Here is an 18,814-nt window from a genome sequence, read left to right as displayed (position 1 = left end):
CGACGCTGCCGGGCGGTGCTGGTGGCCGGCGGTTTCGGGCCGGTGTGGCGGGGGTACTGCCGCCTCATGGGTTTCGAATCGGCGAATGTCGTGGACTTTCCGCTGGCCGAGGTCTTCGAATGGTTCACCCGGCCCGGTGCGCTGACCAGGCTGGCGCCGCCGTGGCAACCGGTGCGGGTGGTCCGCGAGGCGGGATCGCTGAAGGACGGGCGCGCCGAACTGGCACTGCCCGGCAACCTGCGCTGGGTGGCCCGCCACGACCCGGTCGCCTACGACCCGCCGCACCGGTTCGCCGACGAACTCGTCGCCGAGGGCCCCGCCTCGGCCTTCGCGCACGTGGTGCAGTGGCGCCACACCCACGGCTTCGAAGCCGTCGACGCGGGGCGCACCCGGATCGTCGACGAGGTGGATACGCCCGTGCCCGCCGCGCTGCTGCGGCCCATGTTCGAATACCGTCACCGGCAGCTGGCCGGTGATCTGGCGGCCCACGCCCGGGCCGCCGAGAACGGCCTGCGATCGTCGACCATCGCGATCACCGGCGCCTCGGGACTGGTCGGGACGGCCCTGACCGCATTTCTGCGAACCGGTGGCCATCGCGTGATCCGGCTGGTGCGCGGGACCGCGCGCGAACGCGACGAGCGGCAGTGGGATACGGCCGCGCCCGCCGCCGATCTGCTGGACGGAGTGGACGCGCTGATCCATCTGGCCGGGGCGCCGATCGCGGGCCGGTTCACCGACGAGCACAAACGCCGCGTGCGCGACAGCCGCGTAGGACCCACGCGCGCGCTCGCGGAGCTGGCCGCGCGAGCCGGATTGCCGACCTTCGTCGGGGCCTCGGCGATCGGCTACTACGGCTACGACCTCGGCGATCGCGTGCTCACCGAGGACAGTCCGGCCGGTGACGGATTTCTGGCCGAGGTGGTCTCGGCCTGGGAGGACGCCGATCGGCCCGCCCGCGAGGCCGGGGTCCGGGTGGTGCGGGTGCGCACCGGTTTGGTGCAGTCGCCGGCCGGCGGGCTGCTGCGCTTGTTGCGTCCGTTGTTCAGTGCCGGATTGGGCGGACCGATCGCCGGTGGGCGGCAGTGGATGTCGTGGATCGGCATCGACGACATGATCGACATCTATCACCGCGCGCTGTGGGATAGCACCCTGTCGGGCCCGGTGAACGCGGTGGCACCGCATCCGGTCCGCAACGCCGAATACACCCGCACGCTGGCCCGCGTCGTCCACCGGCCCGCGATTCTGCCGGTGCCACAGGTCGGTCCGGCGTTGCTGCTGGGCGGGCAGGGCGCGCGGGAGGTGGCCGCGGCCAGCCAGCGGGTGGAGCCGGCCCGGCTGCTGGCCACCGGCCATCACTTCCGCACCGACCGTCTCGAACCGGCGCTGCGGCATGTGCTGGGCCGGCTCGAGACGCCGGGGGAGTAGACCGCCTCACCCCACCCATAGCAGTCCGATGACGGCCGCGCAGCCGAACACCAGCCACGCCGCGTAGTCGCCCAGGTGCCCGCTGTGCAACCGGTGCAGTCCATGCCGCACCGCCATCACCGCCGCGGATGGCCGAGAAGTATTGTCCCTCAACCTGTTTCGCGGATAAATGCCAAGCAGGGCGAGCGTCACCGCGGCCCCGGCGGACACCAGGCCGAGGATCGTCCGGAATGCGGCCGGGCGGGGTGTCGGCATCGGGAGTCTCGTGCGCACCCGGAACGGCGTATACCCGCTCGGCCTGCGGGTACCCGGCGATCTCGGCGTCAATCGCGAACCCCCGCCGACTCGGTTCCCGGCAGACGTTTGGTTCCCCGGATCCCCGGGTATCGGCGACGACGAGCGGAAAATGCGAGACGCGCCTGCGGGGCGGAAGGAGAGGACGTGTCCTTGAGCGAGTGGATTTCGCCGTCGGCGGACCCGACGCCTGCGGGTTCGGCCGTCGGCGTGCGAGTACTCGCGCAAGCGCGCCAGTTGCTCATGCTGCGCGCTCTGGCCGAAACGGTCGCTTTGATGGCCGAATTCGCACTCGACGAGGTGACCGATATCCGGGTGGCGCTGGACGAGATCGCCACCGCGCTGATCGAACGCGCCGTGCCCGGATCGTCGATCGAATGCGATTTCGGCTACGACGGTGACCGGATGTCGGTGGCGGTGACCGCGGTAGCGGTCACGCCGGAGGCGCTGCACCGGGACGGACTGGGCTGGCATGTGCTGACCTCCATCACGGACTCGCTCGAGGCCACGACGGCACCCTTCGATTCGGCGGTGGCCGGTTATCCGGTGACGGTGGAATTCCGGCGGTTGCGCCGGCACGGTAACACCGCCTGAGTATCACCGCACGGGGCACGGCGAGGGTCCGGCAATCGTATTGCCGGACCCTCGAGTGGCGCGCCGACCGTCGAATTTCAGCTCGCCGGAGTCAAATCGCGCAGGGGGGCATCGAGTTCGCTGTGATAGAAGTCGATGAATCCTTCCGGATCGGGTCCGGCGTTCTGCATCACCAGATGATCGAATCCGGCATTCACATATTGCTGCGCGACTTCCAGATAGCGTTTCGGATCGGAACCGCACGCGAATTGTTCGAGAATATCGTCGCGCCGCACGGTGGTGGTCGCCGCGGCGAAATTCACCGGATTCGGCAACTCGCTCATCACCTTCCATCCCGTGAGTGCCCAGCGGGTGGTGTCCAATGCGGCCTGCGCCGCGGTCTGTTCGTCGGGGGCCCAGGCCATTCCGACCTCGGCGTAGCCGCCGCCGCGCCCGCCGGCGCCGCGATAGGTGTCGACGATCTGCGCTTCGGGGTCGGTCGCGAACAGCCCGTCGCCGAGTTCGGCGGCGAGGCGGGCGGCGTCGGGGCCGCCGGCGGCGACGATGATGTCGGGCATCCGCTCGGGCAGATCGAACACCCGCGCATCCGAAATCGACAGGTACTCACCGCGATACGTGTGATACCCGCCGCGCCAGAGCAGCCGGATGATCTCGAGGGCCTCGCGCAACATGCGCTGGCGGATATCGATCGGCGGGAACTCCCGGCCCACCACATGTTCGTTGAGCCGCTCACCGGAGCCGACCCCGAGATCGAAGCGTCCGTCCGACACCAGCGCCAAGGTGGCCGCGGCCTGCGCCACGATCGCCGGGTGATACCGGACGGTGGGGCAGGTGACGCCGGTGACCAGGCGGATGCGTTCGGTGCGTTCGGTGATGGCGCCGAAGACCGTCCAGGTGAAGGGGGAGTGGCCCTGATTGTCGAGCCACGGGTGATAGTGATCGCTCATTTCCACGAAGTCGAATCCGGCCGCCTCGGCACGAATCGCCTGTCGGATCAGTTCGCGCGGCCCATAGGATTCCGATGCCAGTTTGTAACCGATCTGCATTGCGGGGGCTCCTCACATGCGTGGGACAGTCGACTTTCGGCTACCCAGCGTCGCGGTCGGCAACCGTACGCCGACGGGCTATACAGACCGCTTCGTCTTTGTTAGAAAGGTGACAGCGGGATTTGCCTCGAAAAAGCGGGGCACTGCACATGTCGATTTCGCCTGGGAGATCGCACATGAAGACGAACGCCACATTCCGAATCGGTCATCACCGTTCCCTTCCCGTCCCGGGTCGCCCCGAGGCCCGGCTCAGTGCGATCATGCGCACCCACGGTGCCGCGGTCGTCCTGTCGGTGCGCGGCGAGGCCGATGCGTGCACTCTCGATGATTGGCGCCGCCTCGTACACGAGGGTGCGGCGCTCGCGGCAGCCCACGGCGGGCCGCTGGTCGTGGATACCGGCGGGCTCGGCTTCCTGGGTTGGCGCGCACTGGTCGTGTTGGCCGAGGAAGCCGCCGACCAGCGTCGACGTGGTGTCGCGATCTGCCTGGTCAGCCGCATGCCGACGATCGCGCGGATGGCGGCGGTCGACCCGCTGACCGCCGAATTGCCCATCCATTCCACCGTGGTCGGCGCCTTGCACAGCCTGCCCGCCCCGCCTGCCGCCGCGAAGTGAGCCGACACAATCGTTGTCGGACTCGCAAGATCGTCGTAGCGTCGCTGGGGTGAGTGTTCCTCAGCATCTGCCCGCCACCGCGGGCGAACTGCGCGCCGCCGGTTATCAGCCGCGCGGGGTGAAATCCGAAATCCGCGAGAATCTTCTCGCCGCACTGCGATCCGGGACCGATCCGTGGCCCGGCATCGTCGGCTTCGACCGCACCGTCGTCCCGCAACTGGAGCGGGCGCTGCTCGCCGGCCACGACGTGGTCCTGCTCGGCGAGCGCGGCCAGGGCAAGACCCGGCTGCTGCGCACCCTGGTGGGGTTGCTCGACGAATGGACGCCGGTGATCGACGGCGCCGAACTCGGCGAACATCCGCTGGCGCCGATCAGCCCGGCGGGCCGGCGACTCGCGGCCGAACTGGGCGACGACCTGCCGGTGGCGTGGCGTCACCGCAGCGAACGCTACGCCGAGAAGCTCGCAACGCCCGACACCTCGGTCGGCGACCTGATCGGCGATGTCGACCCGGTGAAGGTGGCCGAGGGCCGCAGCCTGGGCGATCCGGAAACCATCCACTTCGGGCTGGTCCCGCGCGCCCACCGCGGCATCGTCGCCATCAACGAATTGCCCGACCTCGCCGAACGGATCCAGGTCGCGCTGCTGAACGTGATGGAGGAGCGCGACATCCAGGTGCGCGGTTACACGCTGCGGCTGCCGCTGGACGTGCTGCTGGTCGCCACCGCCAACCCGGAGGACTACACCAACCGCGGCCGCATCATCACTCCGCTCAAGGACCGGTTCGGCGCCGAGATCCGCACCCACTATCCGCTCGACGTGGAGGCCGAGACCGCGCTGGTGCGCCAGGAGGCCGAGTTGGTCGCCGAGGTCGGCGATCCGCTGCTCGAGGTTCTGGCCCGCTTCGTTCGCCAGCTGCGGGAATCGCCGGCGGTCGATCAGCGCTCCGGTGTCTCGGCGCGCTTCGCGGTGGCAGCTGCCGAAACCGTGGCCGCCGCCGCACTGCGCCGGACCGCGCTGACCGGTGAACATCCCGCCGTCGCCCGGCCGGTGGACCTGGAGTCGGTGCCCGCGGTGCTGCGCGGCAAGGTGGAATTCGAATCCGGCGAGGAGGGCCGCGAAACCGAGCACCTCACCCATCTGCTGCGGCGCGCCTTCGCCGAGACGGCACGCCGGCGGCTGGCCGGGGTGGATCTGCGGCCGCTGGCCGAGGCGGTGAGCACTGGCCATCCGGTCACCACCGGCGAACGGGTGCCGGGCCAGGAGGTGCTCTCGGCGCTGCCCGAGCTGCCGGTGCTGGCGCGGGTGGCCGAGCGGCTCGGCACCCAGTCGACCGATTCGCCGGCGCGTATCGCCGCGGCCGTCGAATTCGCTTTGGAGTCACTGTATTTGAGTCGTCAGCTGGCCAAGGACTCCGACGACGGCACAGCGACCTACGGCTCATGACGACCCCCGACCGCTACTCCTACGGCCCCTATCACGACGGTCCCGACCCGCTGGCGCCGCCGGTCGATCTCCGGGAGGCGCTGGATTCCATCGGCCGCGACGTGATGGACGGCAGCTCCCCGCGCACCGCCCTGGAGGAGCTGCTGCGCCGCGGCACCGGCCGCACGCCCGGGCTGGACGAGCTGACCCGGCGGTTGTGGCAACGCCGTGCCGAGCTCACCCGGCAGCACCGCCTCGACGGCACCTTGCAGCAGGTGCGGGAACTGCTCGACCAGGCATTGGAGGCCGAACGCACCGCGCTGTTCCCCGACCCGGCCGATGATGCCCGCTTCGCCGAGGCGCAACTCGACGCGCTGCCGTCGAGTACCGCCGCCGCGGTGACCGAACTCGCCGACTATCAGTGGCGCTCGGAGACGGGGCGCGCCAACTACGAGCAGATACGGGAACTGCTCGGCCGCGAACTGCTCGACTCCCGCTTCCAGGGAATGAAGCAGGCGCTCGAGCATGCCACGCCCGAGGATGTCGAGCGGGTGCGGCAGATGATGTCGGATCTGAACCAGCTGCTCGCCGCCCACGCCCGCGGCGAGAACACCGAGCGGCAGTTCGCGGAGTTCATGGCCGAACACGGCGAGTTCTTTCCCGAAAACCCCCGCAACACCGAGGAATTGATCGACGCGCTGGCGGCGCGGGCGGCCGCCGCGCAGCGGATGATGAATTCGCTCTCGCCGCAGCAGCAGGCGGAGTTGAGCGAACTGATCGGCCAGGCCTTCGGCGATCCGCGTATCGCCGAACAGGTTTCGGCGCTGGATGCCGCGCTGCGCGCGCTGCGTCCGGGTGAGGACTGGGATTCGGGGCAGCGGTTCCGGGGCCAGGACCCGCTCGGTCTCGGCGAGGGCGCACAGGCGATGCAGGATCTGGCCGAAATGGACGCGTTGGCCGAACAACTCGGCCAGTCCTATCCCGGCGCCCGGCTCGAGGATATCGACCTCGACGCCCTCAGCCGTCAGCTCGGTGCCGACGCCGCCGTCGACGCCGCGCGGCTGGCCGAGCTGGAACGCGAACTGCGCCGCCAGGGGCTGTTCGAACGCGCCCCCGACGGGTCGCTTCGCTTGACGCCCAAGGCATTACGCCGTCTCGGTGAGGTGGCGCTGCGCGATGTGATCGGGCGGTTGCGCGCTCAGCGAGGACAGCGGGAGACGGTGACGGCCGGGGCGGCCGGCGAACCCACGGGCGCGACGCGGCCGTGGCGCTTCGGCGACACCGAACCGTGGGATGTGTCGAAGACCGTCCGCAACGCGGTTCTTCGGTCGGCGTCGACGGGTAGCCGCCGGGTGTCGCTGTCGGTCTCGGATGTCGAGATCACCGAAACCGATCAGCGCTCTCGCGCGGCGGTGGCCCTGTGCGTCGACACGTCGTGGTCGATGGTGCAGGACGGACGCTGGCTGCCGATGAAGCGGACCGCCCTGGCGCTGCATCAGCTGATCAGTACCCGATTCCGTTCCGACGCACTGGAAGTCGTGACCTTCGGCCGCCACGCCACCACGGTCGACATCGCGGAACTGACCGGACTGGAAGCGGTCTGGGAACAGGGCACCAACCTGCACCACGCCCTGTTGCTCGCCGCCCGCCACCTGCGCCGCCACCCCGACGCGGTGCCGGTGGTTCTGGTGGTCACCGACGGCGAGCCCACCGCCCACCTGGAACCCGACGGCAGCTCGTATTTCAACTGGCCGCCCGACTCGCGGACCCTCGCGGTGACCATGGCCCAGGTCGACGTCCTCGCGAAGCTCGGTGCGTCGGTCTCGGTGTTCATCCTCGGCGAAAACCCCAGGCTCGCCGCGTTCGTCGACCTGATGGCACGCCGCAGCGGCGGCCGCGTCATCGCCCCGGATCTCGACGGCCTGGGTGCGGCAGTGGTGTCGGACTACCTGAGTGGGCGGCGCCGATAGCGTCGACAGGGCGAATGCTGCGGTTCGCGATGGCGCCGCTCGCGTCGCCGCCGTGAGCCCAGCGACGTGCGGGTTTCCCATCACGGGCAGGAGTCCGGTCGGCGATGCGGGGCAGGATGTCGGCATGAGATCTTCGGTGGACGACGCGTCGGTGATCTCGGAGCTGATCACCGAGTTCTGGGTGGCGACCGAGCGCGGGATTCCTCGCGAGATGGCGGCGTTGATGTGCGCCGAAGAAGCCGAACAATTCCTGGACGACGTGTCCGATCCGGACTACGCCGGGCCGCCGGTCGATCCGATCGGTGCGCCCGCTTTCGAGGTGTCGGGTATCCGCGTCTACGGCGATGTGGCCCTCGCGCGCATCACCCACGCACCGGACAACGTCGCCGTCCTGTTCTTCCGGCACGAAGCCGGGAGGTGGACAGTGTGCGCGGATGCCGACGAGGACCTGTCGGTGGAACAGTTCGAAGACGACGTGTGGCCGGCCTTGCCGGCGGATGCGACCGCCCTGATGCGCACCGTCGACGAACTGCGGCGCAAGCCGATCGGCGATCTGACCGTCGAGGATATGCGCTGCCTTCTGCGGCAACGCGGAGGTGTCGGCGTACTGCTGCCGCGCGTGCTGGCCCGGCTGAACTGGGATCCGCTGCTCGCGGGCGATCTGTTTCCGGGTGACCTGCTGGTCGCAACCCTGCGAGTCGACCGGGAACACTGGGCGCAGGATCCCGTCGCGCTGATTCGTATACGACACATCGTCGACACTGTGCGAGACCTGGGCGATCTGACCCAGCACGGCGCACCACACGAGGAAATATGGAGCGCTGTAACGGATTTCCTCGCCGACCTGCCCGGTGAAGACTGAACGGATCGCCCGATGAACAGGCCGGCCCGTGAGTAGTCCGACGGGCGTCGCGGGTCCGGTACGGTCTGGCGGCTCGCATGCCGCGGCCGTAGAAATGGGCGTCGCGCACGAGCTCACCCGCAACGGGTGAAGCGTCGCACGGGGTCCGAGGCGTGAACTGGTCGGCGTACCGCGGTGGTTGCCGCCCCAGTGGAAGCACGGTCGCGGGAAGCCGTTCGGAGGAAGCCGGACGCTGTCATCGAGGAGACGTCATGCCCGTGTGGGATGTGTTCTGGCTGATCATCATGAGTTTCGCGTTCGCCGCGTATCTGATGCTGCTGTTCTGGATCTTCACCGATCTGTTCCGGGATCGCGGCACGTCGGGCTGGGTGAAGGCGGTGTGGGTGGTGTTCATGTTCGTGCTGCCGCTGCTCACCTCGCTCGTCTATCTGATCGTGCGTGGCGGCGGTATGGCGCAGCGTTCGGCCCGGGCGGCGAAGGAGACCGAGGAGGCGCAGAACGCCTACATCAAGGAGGTGGCCGGAACCAATACAGCCACGCAGATCGCCGATGCCAAACGGCTCCTCGACGAGGGCACGATCACCGCGCAGGAGTTCGAGCAGCTGAAGAGCCGCGCCCTGGCCTGAGCCGCGGCGACGACGGGGTGCCTGCGCCCACCGCACGGCACAGGGGATCGAGAGGCGGTGCGGTGCGCTACGAATTCATCGTCGCCGGGGAGCTGTCCGGCGACATCTGCGCCGAATTTCCCGAACTGGCCCGCAGTAGCGTGGCAGCGCCCGGCACCACCGCGCTGTTCGGCCCGCTCGAGGACTACACCGCGATGCGCAGCGTGCTGGCCCGCATCGATGCCCTGGGACTGACGTTGATCGAGATGCGCCGCCTGCCGGATTGAGGCCACGGGGGCGACGGCTCTCGGCCGAAGTCAGCGCTCAGGAGTGGCCGTGTCCCACCTGCGGGCTGATCCGCCGCCATTCGCGTTCCCATTCGGCGGCCCGGCGCCGATCCAGCGCGTAACCGGCACACCGGGCCAGTCCGTAGGCCAGCGCCCAGCATGCGAGCAGAGCGGCCGTGCCGGTGGCGATGCCCTTGGCGACCGCGGCGTCGTCGGCGACCGGCGGTGTGGTCGGATCACCTTGTGCCGTGAGCCACAACAGAATTCGGTCGCCGCGATGCGTCGTGCCGTCGACATCGACCATCCCCTGGCCCGGATGACCGTCCCGGGTCCACTGCGCCTCGGCGCGTAGCTGGTCGGCGAACATGCCGCTGGGTGCCGGCATCCGGATCGGATCGCTCGTAACCTCCGCTGTGACAGCGGATTTCGTGGCGTTGTCGGCGTGGATGGAGGCGAGTTCGGTCCGATACTGGGCGGTGCCGGCGGCGGCGGCCAGCAGGACGGCGGCGAGCGCGCCCAGCAGCAGGGCGAGGCGCAGCGCCTGCTCGAAGCGATCGTCGCGGCGCATCAACGGCGAGCGGGTCCAGGGCGCGAGTCGCCCGGCCCGTAGTACCGCGAAGGTAGTACACACCATCTTCACTCTCCCACCACGACCGGCAGAGGCACGCTCGCAGGATAGCCGTTCGCGACCCGGGTAAACGGCGTTCGAGGTGGATCTTCGCCACGTCCGGCGGCAGGTTTGACTCGAACCTGCGTGGCTATCGCATCGATGCGACCCGCAATCGTGCGGGTGGTCCGGCAACTCGGAAGGAGCACGGTATGAGTGCCGTCGATAAGGCCAAGAACAAGCTCGAGAACGCCGCCGGGCAGGCGAAGGAGAAACTGGGCGCCGCCACCGGTGATCCGGACAAGAAGAACGAGGGCAAGGCCGATCAGACCAAGTCGAACCTGAAGGACGCGGGCGAGAAGGTCAAGGACGCTTTCGACCACTGATCTCGTCCGGTCATCTCGTCCCGGGGCACGGACCGGTGCAGCGAATGCACCCGGTCCGGGCCCCGTCTCGTTCTCGAGGTTCTCGCTGCGCACCCGCTCGAGCTGCGGTTTCGCCGTTTCGGCTGTACAGACTGCTCCGTCTCTGTTATGAAGGAAAGCGCGGGTCGGTCTTCATGTGGTAGGACGCCCGCAGCGGGCTTGCGCCCGTTGCCCTCGGCTCCGGTTGGAGACCTGAATGAGCTCGAGCGCCGAATTACGTCCAGTAGCCCCTGCCGGCGAACCCGGCACCTCGCAGGTTGCCGAGGCGCGCCTCACCGCTGTCGTGCGCACCCGCGGCCCCGCGCTGGTGCTGTCGTTTCGCGGCGAGGCCGACAGCTACACCATGCCCGGGTGGAGTGAACGCATACGTTCCGCTGCCGAAAGCGGCGTGCGCATCGTCGTGATAGACACCAGTTGCCTGGGCTTCCTGTCCTGGCGCGCCCTGCTGGCGCTGGCGCGGGAGGCCGAGCATTATCGCGCCGCTGGGGTACATCTCTGTCTGGTCACCCAGTCATCGACGATCATGCGGATTGCCGCGCTGGATTCCCTGACCCGGCAACTGCCGATCCATTCGACCGTCGTGAGCGCGGTCAGCCGCGCCATGTACGACGCGGCCGGGTCCACGATCGCCGCCACCCCGGGGTGAGCCGTTACTCGTCGGGCAGCGGGAAGTAGGAGTCGTCGGTGCCGGATTCGCGCCGCACGATCTCCGCTACGGCCTCGGTGTCACTGGCGCCCCCGGGTGATCCGGTGCGGATCGAATCCAGGCCTTCGGTCGCACCGGATTCCGGAAGCGCCGGCTCGGCCGGCGGACTCGTCCCCACATCGGGTTCCTCTTCGGCAAGACGTTGGGAGAGTGGCCGTTCCGTGCGCTGCTCACCGGCCGTCATGCCGTAGCTGTCGACGCCCGACCAGTCGTCGGGCGGTTCCACGATCTCGTCGCCGTCGTCGTTGCCCACATCGTCGGAATCCAATCCCTCGGTCGAGGTGAGCAGGTCTTCGTCGGATTCGTTTCCAGCCATGTGCTTCGCGTGCCCCCGATCGCCTGCCGCAAACCGTCGGCGGCGCGCCCGTTCGTTTGGTCATCCGGGCGGCGGGTAGGCCGACGGTGGCCGTATCCAGCACACATGCAGATCGAGGTGACACGATGAAAGCAGTGACGTGGCAGGGTCGCCGCAAGATTTCGGTGGACGAGGTGCCCGACCCGCGGATCGAGGAACCGACCGATGCCATCATCGCCGTGACCTCCTCGGGTGTGTGCGGGTCCGATCTGCACCTCTACGAGGTGCTCGGCCCGTATATGAGTGCCGGTGATGTGCTCGGCCACGAGCCGATCGGGGTGGTGGTCGACGTCGGCTCGGAAGTGCGGTCGCTGTCGGTGGGTGACCGGGTAGTGGTGCCGTTCCAGATCGCCTGCGGGCACTGTGTCATGTGCGATACCGGGTTGCCGACGCAGTGCGAGACCACCCAGGTGCGCGAATACGGCAGTGGCGCAGCCTTGTTCGGATATTCCAAGCTCTACGGGCAGGTGCCGGGCGCTCAGGCGCAGTACCTGCGGGTTCCGCACGCCGATTTCACCCACATCCCGATTCCGGCCGGCCCCGACGACAGCCGCTTCCTGTATCTGTCGGATGTACTGCCGACGGCGTGGCAGGCGGTGGAATACGCCGGCGTGCCCGACGGCGGCTCGGTGGCGGTGCTGGGGCTGGGGCCGATCGGGGATATGGCGTGCCGGATCGCCGCCCATCGCGGATACCGGGTGATCGGTGTGGACCGGGTGCCGGAACGATTGCGCCGGGTGGCCGATCGCGGTGTGGAGGTGGTCGATCCGGAACAGGTCGGCGCCTCGATCGGGGATGTGATCCGCGACCGCACCGACGGGCGGGGCCCCGACAGTGTGATCGACGCGGTGGGTATGGAGGCGCACGGATCACCGGTCGCGAAAATGGCGCAGCGCTCGGCCGGCTATCTGCCGGCGATGGTGTCGCAGAAGCTGATGGACACCGTCGGTGTGGACCGGCTCGCGGCATTGAACAGCGCCATCGACATCGTGCGGCGCGGCGGCACGATCTCGTTGTCCGGGGTCTACGGCGGCATGGCCGACCCGTTGCCGATGCGCATCCTGTTCGACAAGCAGATTCAGCTGCGGATGGGTCAGGCCAACGTCAAGCGGTGGGTGGGTGACATCCTTCCGCTCCTGCAGGACGGTGATCCGCTGGGGGTGGAAACCTTTGCCACCCATCGACTTCCGCTGTCGGAGGCGCCGCGGGTGTATCACGACTTCCAGCGCAAGGCCGACGGCATGGTGAAGGTGGTGCTCGACCCGGCGGCCGCGTGATCGGGGCGGTGGTTCCTCGGCCTCCGTGTTCGAATTGCCCGGTGCCGCAAGATATTTCCGCGCCCGACCAGTGCTTTCGCAATCGGTCGAGATCTCGGCGCATAGCCCCGGGAGGCTCGGGTAGAGCCTCTGATGTGGCCGGGCAGTACGCCGGTCGCGATCGAAGAAGTCCCTACTGCGAAGGAGGTCCGCAATGGCCGACCAGAACAATCCCGGACAGTTCGGCAACCGCAGCGACACCGAGGAACAGGCTCGTCGCGGCGGACAGGCCAGCACGGGTAGCTTCGGCCGGCGCAACGCCGCCGATCCGCACGAAGCCGGGCGCAAGGGTGCCCAGGCGCAGCCGACCGCGGCCAAGCAGGCCGGCGGTCAGCACAGCCACGGCGGTCGCTGACCCGAATCGCCACGACGGACTCGACAGCGTAGGCCGGATCGATGATCCGGCCTACGCGGCTGCCGGGATCCGCACATCGCGATGTCTTCAGTCGCCGAGCAGGGCACGGTCTCCGCGGCATGGCGTGGGGCAGGTGTGACAACCCTCGGGCTCGGATTCACGCCTCAGGAGGTGCCGGGGCGAAGCCCGAGAAGCCCTCGGGAATCTCCGTCGCCGCGGCTGCTCCGATCGCGGAATTTCGACCTTCTCGAGATTGTTCCATTTTTGTGGTTAACATCTGGCACTCAGCTCTCGATGCTAGATATGTCGTTGATTGTGACGGCACCAATCGGCCGGTTCCAGCGGTTCGGATCGGGTATCACGCGTTCGGCCGCGAGCATCGGCGCTCGGTGGCGCAAGGATTGAACAGGGCGGTTCGGCAACGAAGTCGATTCTCGCCGCAGGTAACGACTATCCCGCGAAACGAAACGGTGTGCGATGGACATCGATCAGCGTTACCGTCAGAGTAGTTCGACCACCATCACCGCAGCGGAGCTGGCTACCTTGCTGCACAAGTCCGCGGCCGGGGACGCCGAATCCTTCGCTGCCTTCTATCGCAGCACCAATTCCCGCCTGATGGCACGGTTGACCGCTATTCTGCGCAGCCCCGGATTGGCTCAGGAGGTGAGCCAGGAGGTCTATCTGCAGGCGTGGGCCGCGGCCGGCGAATACGACGCCGGGCGGGCCAGCCCGATGGCCTGGCTGATGATGTTCGCGCACCGGCGTGCGGTCGACCGGGTGCGCTCGGAGCAATCGCTGGCGGACCGGGAGCGCGCGTTCGGTCGCAATCAGTATCAGCCGGAATGCGATGTGGTGTTCGACGAGGTGACGCAGCGGCTGGACGAGCGGTCCGTCGCGGGGGAGGTACACCGGCTGGGGCATCGGCAGCGGGAGGCGATCCTGCTCGCGTTCTACGGTGGCCGCACGTATCCGGAGGTGGCGCAGGATCTGGGTATCCCGCTGCCTACCGCGAAGGCCCGCATCCGGGCCGGATTGAAAACGCTCGGTTCCAGACTTTCGGAGAACGCGCGCGACGAGAAGAAGTGAGCGCAGCCGCTTCCCGGCAGTTGGTATTTCTACCCCCTAGGGGTATATTGCGAGGTGCTGCTTCGCTGGCGGCGCCCGCCTTCTCGACGGCTAGGATCTACTAGTTACGTACATAAGTAGTAGATGTTAAGGCTACGGTGGCGGTCCCCATTGCTGGGACTGCCACCGGTTCGGTGTTCGGCAGCGTCGTGCGAAGGTGTTGTGCGGCAAAGACACTCGCGGTGAGGAGGCTGGGTTGGTGGATCGGTGTCCGACCCGGCCCGTGCCCCGGCACCATGCCTGTTCGCTGCTGCGGGCGCTCGAGCGGCGGGTGCGGACGCGGTGAGTTCCGTGCTCCGGCCGCGGCGAGGTGTCGCGGCCCTGATCTTCGTCTTCCTCCTCACTCTCGTCGTGCTGCATACCGATTGCACGGTCGCCGAGGGGGAGACATCCGGCGCCGCTGTCTCCTCCGCCGCCGCGAAATCGGCACTCGTCCACCTCGGTTCCCATCTGCCCGCCTGGGACGACTGCTGTGCGCACGACCGGCACATGGTGCTGGACTCGGTGCTCCCGGCCGATCCGGCGAAACTCTGGCCACCCGGCCAGCTGTGGGCTGCGGTGGAGCCCGCCACCGCCGCCACGTGGCATTTTCTCGCGACGGCCGTGCGCGGACCGCCGGGCCCGCCGCCGCGCACCGGTCGCGACATTCTGACGCGTTTCGGTATCGCCCGCCGCTGATCGGTCAGCGACAGGGCGCCGGCTCATGCCGGCGGCCGGTGTCCGCTGCCCGCATCCGTACCGCCCGCACCGGGCGGAGATACCGAAAGCGACAGTCATGGACGACATCGTGCTCGACCACCCGCAGCCGATTCCGGCAGCACCGATCCCGGCGCAGCGCCCGCGCGGTCTGGTGGGCAATACACCGGTGCTGTGGATCGGTGAACCACTGAGCGGTCGCGGTCGCGGCTTCTGGGCCAAACTCGAAGGCGCCAATCCGGGCGGTATGAAAGACCGCCCGGCGTTGCACATGGTGCGGCGCGCCGAACATCGCGGCGACCTTCGCCCCGGTGCGCGCATCGTCGAATCATCGAGCGGCACCTTGGGATTGGGTCTCGCGCTGGCGGGGATGGTGTATGCGCATCCGGTGACCGTGGTCACCGACCCCGGCATGGAACCGATGGTGGTGCGACTGCTGCGGGCCTATGGCGCGCAGGTGGAGACGGTCACCGAGCCGCATCCGGCCGGCGGCTGGCAACAGGCGCGCCGCGATCGGGTCGCGGCTCTACTGGCCGCCGAACCGGAGGCCTGGAGTCCTGACCAGTACAGCAATCCCGACAATGTGGACGGCTACGAATCGCTGGCCCTGGAAATGGTGCAGCAATTGGGCCGCGTCGACGTGCTGGTGTGCGCGGTCGGGACCGGCGGACATTCCGCGGGCGTGGCGCGGGTGCTGCGCCGGAACAATCCGCGGCTGCGGCTGATCGGCGTCGATACCGTGTCCTCGACGATTTTCGGTCAGCCGGCCGGGCCGCGCCTCATGCGTGGGCTGGGCTCGAGCATCCATCCGCGCAACGTCGACTACGCCGCCTTCGACGAAATCCATTGGGTGGCACCGGCCGAGGCGGTGTGGGCCTGCCGGACGCTGGCCGCCACCCATCACGCCAGCGGCGGCTGGAGTGTCGGCGCGGTGGCGCTGGTGGCGGGCTGGGCCGCGCGCGTGCACGACACCGGCACCCGGATCGCCGCGGTCTTTCCCGATGGGCCGCATCGCTACGCCGACACCGTCTACAACGACGCCTACTGCGACGAACACGGTCTGCTCGATGCCGATCCACCCGTCGAACCCGACACGATCGGCCATCCCGCCGAGCGAGTGGTGACCTCGTGGACTCGCTGCACCACCGTCGTCGACCCCCGCACCTTCGACCCGGAGCCCGCCGCATGAGTCTCCTCGCCCGATTCCGTAGCTTCGACCCGGCGGCTCGGCTGCTGATGATCAACCAGTTCGGCATCAATCTGGGCTTCTACATGCTCATGCCGTACCTGGCCGGATATCTCGCCGGGCCGATCGGTCTGGCGGCGTGGGCGGTCGGGCTGGTGCTGGGCGTGCGCAACTTCTCCCAGCAGGGCATGTTCCTCGTCGGCGGCACGCTCGCCGACCGGCTCGGCTACAAACCGCTCATCGTGGCGGGCTGTCTGCTGCGCACGGCGGGATTCGCCCTGCTGATCTTCGCCACCTCCCTGCCGATGCTGCTGATCGCCTCGGCCGCAACGGGTTTCGCGGGTGCGCTGTTCAATCCCGCGGTGCGCGCGTATCTGGCCGCGGAGACCGGTGAACGACGGGTCGAGGCATTCGCGGTCTTCAACATCTTCTACCAGGCCGGTATCCTCGTCGGTCCGCTGGCCGGGCTCGCCCTGCTGGTCACCGACTTCCGGGTGACCGCCGCGGCGGCCGCCGTGGTCTTCGCGGTGCTGACGCTCGCGCAACTGTTCGCGCTGCCGCCGCGGCGGGCGGGCGATCCCGCGGTGCGCACGACGGTGCTCGAGGATTGGCGGACCGTACTCGCCAACCGGCGATTCCTGGCCTTCGCCGTCGCGATGATCGGCTCGTACGTGCTGTCGTTCCAGGTCTATCTGGCGCTGCCGTTGCAGGCCGAATATCTGAGCCCCGCCCACGCGCAGGCGTTGACTTCGGCGTTGTTCGTGGTGTCGGGGGTGGTCGCGGTGGCCGGGCAGCTGCGCATCACCGCATGGTTTCGCCGCCGGTGGGGGACCGGCCGCGGCCTCGTGGCCGGCATGAGCGTGCTGGCCGCGTCCTTCCTGCCGCTGCTGCTGATACCGGGGCCGCGGCCGTTCGGCACGGTGGCTGCCGTTGCGGCGCTGCTGATTTCGGCGGCGATTCTGGCGGTCGGGACCGCGGCGGTCTTCCCGTTCGAAATGGATACGGTGGTCTCGCTGTCCGGAGGCACACTGGTGGCCACGCACTACGGGTTGTACAACACGGTGGTCGGAGTCGGGATCCTGACCGGCAACCTCGTCACCGGCGTGGTGGTCGACGCCGCGCGGTCGGCCGGACTCGACGCGCTGGTGTGGGGCGGCTTCGCCGCGATCGGGGCGCTCGCGGCCGTCGCGCTGGCCGTGCTCGAGCGGACGGCACGCGCGCAATCCCTTGACGAAGAAGCTGTTTCGACGGAGTCGGTGCGCGAATCCGCCTGATCGGCGGTGGCCGGTACTCGTCCGCAGCCGCGGACGAGTACCGGACCGGTCATGCGCGTCGCAGTTCCAGCACCGGAATGGTGCGGATGCCTTCGGTTTTGCGGGCGTAGCCGGCGAATCCGGGATAGCGGCGGGCCTGTTCGGCGAAGATCCGGTCGCGGCGCTCACCGGTCACCTCGGTCACCGACGCCGGATAGCGGTCGGTGCCGCGTTCGATCTCCGCCGACCCGGCGGTGGTCAGGTTGTAGTACCAGTCCGGATTGGTCGGAGCCCCGGCCTTGGACGCGAAAACATAGATGGCGTCGGGGTTCTCCTCGTCGGCCAGGTACATCATCGGTGTCACCAGTTCGCGGCCGGATTTGCGGCCGCGGTGATGCACCAGCACCATCGGCGCGCCCTCGAAATCGCCGCCGACGCGGCCCTCGTTGGCTCGAAATTCCTCGATGATCGCGGTGTTCCAATCGCTCATGAGCTGCATTCTGCTGTCGAACCGGCGGCCGCGGCGGGAGGCGCGCACGTGGGAATACCGGTGATGCGCGGTATGCGATCATCGGTCCGGTGTTCGTGATCCATTTCGTGGCGGCCGCCACCCCGCGGTCCTATGGCTGAGCTGTACGGGCGCGCGGCCGATACCGCGGCGATCGCCGCCCTGCTGGACCGGGCCCGCGCGGGGGAGAGCGGCTGGCTGGTCCTGCGCGGCGAACCCGGAATCGGTAAAACCGCCCTGCTCGACTACGCCGCCGACCTCAGCGGCGACCTGCGGGTGCTGCGCGGCGCGGGGGTGGAAATCGAGGCAGAACTTCCGTTCGCGGGATTGCAGTTGCTGCTGCGGCCGGCGCTGGCACATCTGCCCGCCCTGCCGGTGCGCCAGCGGGCGGCGCTGGAGGCGGCCCTGCGACTCGGCGACGATCCCGGCGGCGATGCGATGCTGGTCGGATTGGCGGTGTTGTCGCTGCTCACCGAATACGCCGGCGATACCGGGCTGGTCTGCCTGATCGACGATGCGCAGTGGCTCGACCGTGCCTCACTGGACACGATCCTGTTCGCGGCCCGGCGGCTATACGCCGAGGGGGTCGTGATCATCCTCGCCGCCCGCGACGGTGCCGCGTTCGCCCGGGCCGCCGATCTGCCCGAACGCCGCATCGCCGGGCTCGACTCCGAGGCCGCCGGCGCGCTGCTCGACCGTCGCGAACTGCCCGCCGGGGTACGCCGGCAGGTCCTGGCCGAGGCACAGGGCAATCCGCTGGCATTGCTCGAATTGGCCGATGCCACCCGCGGCGAGGGTCCCGGCGCGGCCCATCCCGCCGCGCTGGCCTTGACCGATCGCTTGCAGCTGGCCTTCCACGGCCAGGTGAGCCGGATGCCGAAGTCGACGCAGGACGTGCTGTTGATCGTCGCGGCCGAGGAGTCCGGCGAATTGTCGGCGGTATTGCGCGCCGCGGCGGCCGTCGGCGCCGGAATCGACGATCTGGCCCCGGCCGAGGAGGCAGGACTGCTGGTGCGCGGCGAGACGGCGGAGACGATCGCCTTCCGCCATCCGCTGATCCGGGCCGCCGTGTACCAGCGAGCCCCGCTGGGACAGCGAGTGGCCGCGCACCGCGCATTGGCGGCCGCGCTCGACGGTCCCGCCGACGCCGACCGCCGCGCCT

Annotated in this window: 21 protein-coding genes; 17 read left to right on the top strand and 4 right to left on the bottom strand. The window is 68.9% G+C overall.

Annotated features, from left to right (window positions below):
* Positions 1–66: 66 nt before the first annotated feature.
* Both NE2_RS31920 and NE2_RS31915 read left to right on the top strand, forming a co-directional pair.
* Positions 67–1,425, top strand: a complete 1,359-nt coding sequence (locus NE2_RS31920; RefSeq protein ID WP_063032172.1) for a TIGR01777 family oxidoreductase — start codon at positions 67–69, stop codon at positions 1,423–1,425.
* A gap of 441 nt (positions 1,426–1,866) precedes the next feature.
* Entirely contained in the window at positions 1,867–2,313 is a 447-nt protein-coding gene (locus tag NE2_RS31915; RefSeq protein WP_233429943.1) for an ATP-binding protein, read from the top strand.
* A 77-nt stretch (positions 2,314–2,390) separates the two neighbouring features.
* On the opposite strand, the gene NE2_RS31910 is transcribed toward NE2_RS31915, so the two are convergent.
* Positions 2,391–3,359: a TIGR03557 family F420-dependent LLM class oxidoreductase gene (locus NE2_RS31910; RefSeq protein WP_063032148.1), complete on the bottom strand. Its 969-nt coding sequence runs from the start codon at positions 3,357–3,359 to the stop codon at positions 2,391–2,393.
* Positions 3,360–3,619: 260 nt separating this feature from the next.
* On the opposite strand from NE2_RS31910, the gene NE2_RS31905 reads away from it, so the two are divergent.
* From NE2_RS31905 to NE2_RS31880, 6 genes are all read left to right on the top strand, one after another.
* Complete coding sequence (locus NE2_RS31905) at positions 3,620–3,973, top strand: STAS domain-containing protein (protein WP_146165275.1); 354 nt, start codon at positions 3,620–3,622, stop codon at positions 3,971–3,973.
* Positions 3,974–4,022: 49 nt separating this feature from the next.
* The gene (locus tag NE2_RS31900; RefSeq protein ID WP_063032144.1) at positions 4,023–5,417 is read left to right on the top strand and encodes an ATP-binding protein; all 1,395 of its coding nucleotides are present in this window, start codon (positions 4,023–4,025) and stop codon (positions 5,415–5,417) included.
* Entirely contained in the window at positions 5,414–7,366 is a 1,953-nt protein-coding gene (locus NE2_RS31895; RefSeq protein ID WP_063032142.1) for a VWA domain-containing protein, read from the top strand. The genes NE2_RS31900 and NE2_RS31895 overlap by 4 nt, the downstream gene beginning before the upstream one ends.
* A gap of 124 nt (positions 7,367–7,490) precedes the next feature.
* Complete coding sequence (locus NE2_RS36475) at positions 7,491–8,228, top strand: contact-dependent growth inhibition system immunity protein (RefSeq protein ID WP_218018704.1); 738 nt, start codon at positions 7,491–7,493, stop codon at positions 8,226–8,228.
* Positions 8,229–8,479: 251 nt separating this feature from the next.
* Positions 8,480–8,854, top strand: a complete 375-nt coding sequence (locus NE2_RS31885) for a PLDc N-terminal domain-containing protein (RefSeq protein ID WP_030518396.1) — start codon at positions 8,480–8,482, stop codon at positions 8,852–8,854.
* Positions 8,855–8,916: 62 nt separating this feature from the next.
* The gene (locus NE2_RS31880; RefSeq protein ID WP_030518397.1) at positions 8,917–9,120 is read left to right on the top strand and encodes a DUF8691 family protein; all 204 of its coding nucleotides are present in this window, start codon (positions 8,917–8,919) and stop codon (positions 9,118–9,120) included.
* A gap of 37 nt (positions 9,121–9,157) precedes the next feature.
* On the opposite strand, the gene NE2_RS31875 is transcribed toward NE2_RS31880, so the two are convergent.
* Positions 9,158–9,754, bottom strand: a complete 597-nt coding sequence (locus NE2_RS31875; RefSeq protein ID WP_146165276.1) for an Rv1733c family protein — start codon at positions 9,752–9,754, stop codon at positions 9,158–9,160.
* A 185-nt stretch (positions 9,755–9,939) separates the two neighbouring features.
* Here NE2_RS31875 and NE2_RS31870 point away from each other — a divergent pair, with 185 nt between their 5' ends.
* Positions 9,940–10,113 carry a CsbD family protein gene (locus NE2_RS31870; RefSeq protein WP_063032136.1) on the top strand — a complete coding sequence of 58 codons (174 nt, stop codon included), beginning with the start codon at positions 9,940–9,942 and terminating at the stop codon, positions 10,111–10,113.
* Positions 10,114–10,348: 235 nt separating this feature from the next.
* Positions 10,349–10,798: an STAS domain-containing protein gene (locus tag NE2_RS31865; protein WP_063032134.1), complete on the top strand. Its 450-nt coding sequence runs from the start codon at positions 10,349–10,351 to the stop codon at positions 10,796–10,798.
* Positions 10,799–10,802: 4 nt separating this feature from the next.
* Here the strand turns inward: NE2_RS31865 and NE2_RS31860 are convergent, their stop codons facing one another.
* Positions 10,803–11,174 (bottom strand): hypothetical protein, encoded by a 372-nt coding sequence (locus NE2_RS31860; protein ID WP_063032132.1) that lies wholly within the window; start codon positions 11,172–11,174, stop codon positions 10,803–10,805.
* Positions 11,175–11,299: 125 nt separating this feature from the next.
* Between NE2_RS31860 and NE2_RS31855 the strand changes: the two genes are divergently transcribed.
* The 6 genes from NE2_RS31855 to NE2_RS31830 all read left to right on the top strand — a co-directional run bounded on the left by NE2_RS31855 (position 11,300) and on the right by NE2_RS31830 (position 17,165).
* Positions 11,300–12,490 carry a zinc-dependent alcohol dehydrogenase gene (locus tag NE2_RS31855; protein ID WP_063032129.1) on the top strand — a complete coding sequence of 397 codons (1,191 nt, stop codon included), beginning with the start codon at positions 11,300–11,302 and terminating at the stop codon, positions 12,488–12,490.
* A 193-nt stretch (positions 12,491–12,683) separates the two neighbouring features.
* Positions 12,684–12,884: a hypothetical protein gene (locus NE2_RS31850; RefSeq protein ID WP_036504209.1), complete on the top strand. Its 201-nt coding sequence runs from the start codon at positions 12,684–12,686 to the stop codon at positions 12,882–12,884.
* A 477-nt stretch (positions 12,885–13,361) separates the two neighbouring features.
* The gene (locus NE2_RS31845) at positions 13,362–13,970 is read left to right on the top strand and encodes a sigma-70 family RNA polymerase sigma factor (RefSeq protein ID WP_063032127.1); all 609 of its coding nucleotides are present in this window, start codon (positions 13,362–13,364) and stop codon (positions 13,968–13,970) included.
* Positions 13,971–14,291: 321 nt separating this feature from the next.
* Positions 14,292–14,687, top strand: a complete 396-nt coding sequence (lpqS, locus tag NE2_RS31840; protein WP_063032125.1) for a putative copper homeostasis (lipo)protein LpqS — start codon at positions 14,292–14,294, stop codon at positions 14,685–14,687.
* Positions 14,688–14,784: 97 nt separating this feature from the next.
* Positions 14,785–15,894 (top strand): PLP-dependent cysteine synthase family protein, encoded by a 1,110-nt coding sequence (locus NE2_RS31835; protein ID WP_063032123.1) that lies wholly within the window; start codon positions 14,785–14,787, stop codon positions 15,892–15,894.
* Entirely contained in the window at positions 15,891–17,165 is a 1,275-nt protein-coding gene (locus tag NE2_RS31830) for an MFS transporter (RefSeq protein WP_063032121.1), read from the top strand. The genes NE2_RS31835 and NE2_RS31830 overlap by 4 nt, the downstream gene beginning before the upstream one ends.
* Before the next feature lie 49 nt (positions 17,166–17,214).
* Here NE2_RS31830 and NE2_RS31825 read toward each other — a convergent pair whose 3' ends face one another.
* A complete protein-coding gene (locus NE2_RS31825; protein WP_063032168.1) occupies positions 17,215–17,643 on the bottom strand; it encodes a nitroreductase family deazaflavin-dependent oxidoreductase in 429 nt (142 codons plus the stop codon).
* 123 nt (positions 17,644–17,766) lie between these two features.
* Here NE2_RS31825 and NE2_RS31820 point away from each other — a divergent pair.
* On the top strand, positions 17,767–18,814 hold a 1,048-nt coding region (locus NE2_RS31820; protein WP_157110988.1), incomplete at its 3' end, for an AAA family ATPase.

Source organism: Nocardia elegans NBRC 108235, assembly GCF_001612845.1.
GTDB classification, from domain to species: Bacteria; Actinomycetota; Actinomycetes; order Mycobacteriales; family Mycobacteriaceae; genus Nocardia; species Nocardia nova.
This window is presented reverse-complemented; position numbering and strand designations above follow the sequence as displayed.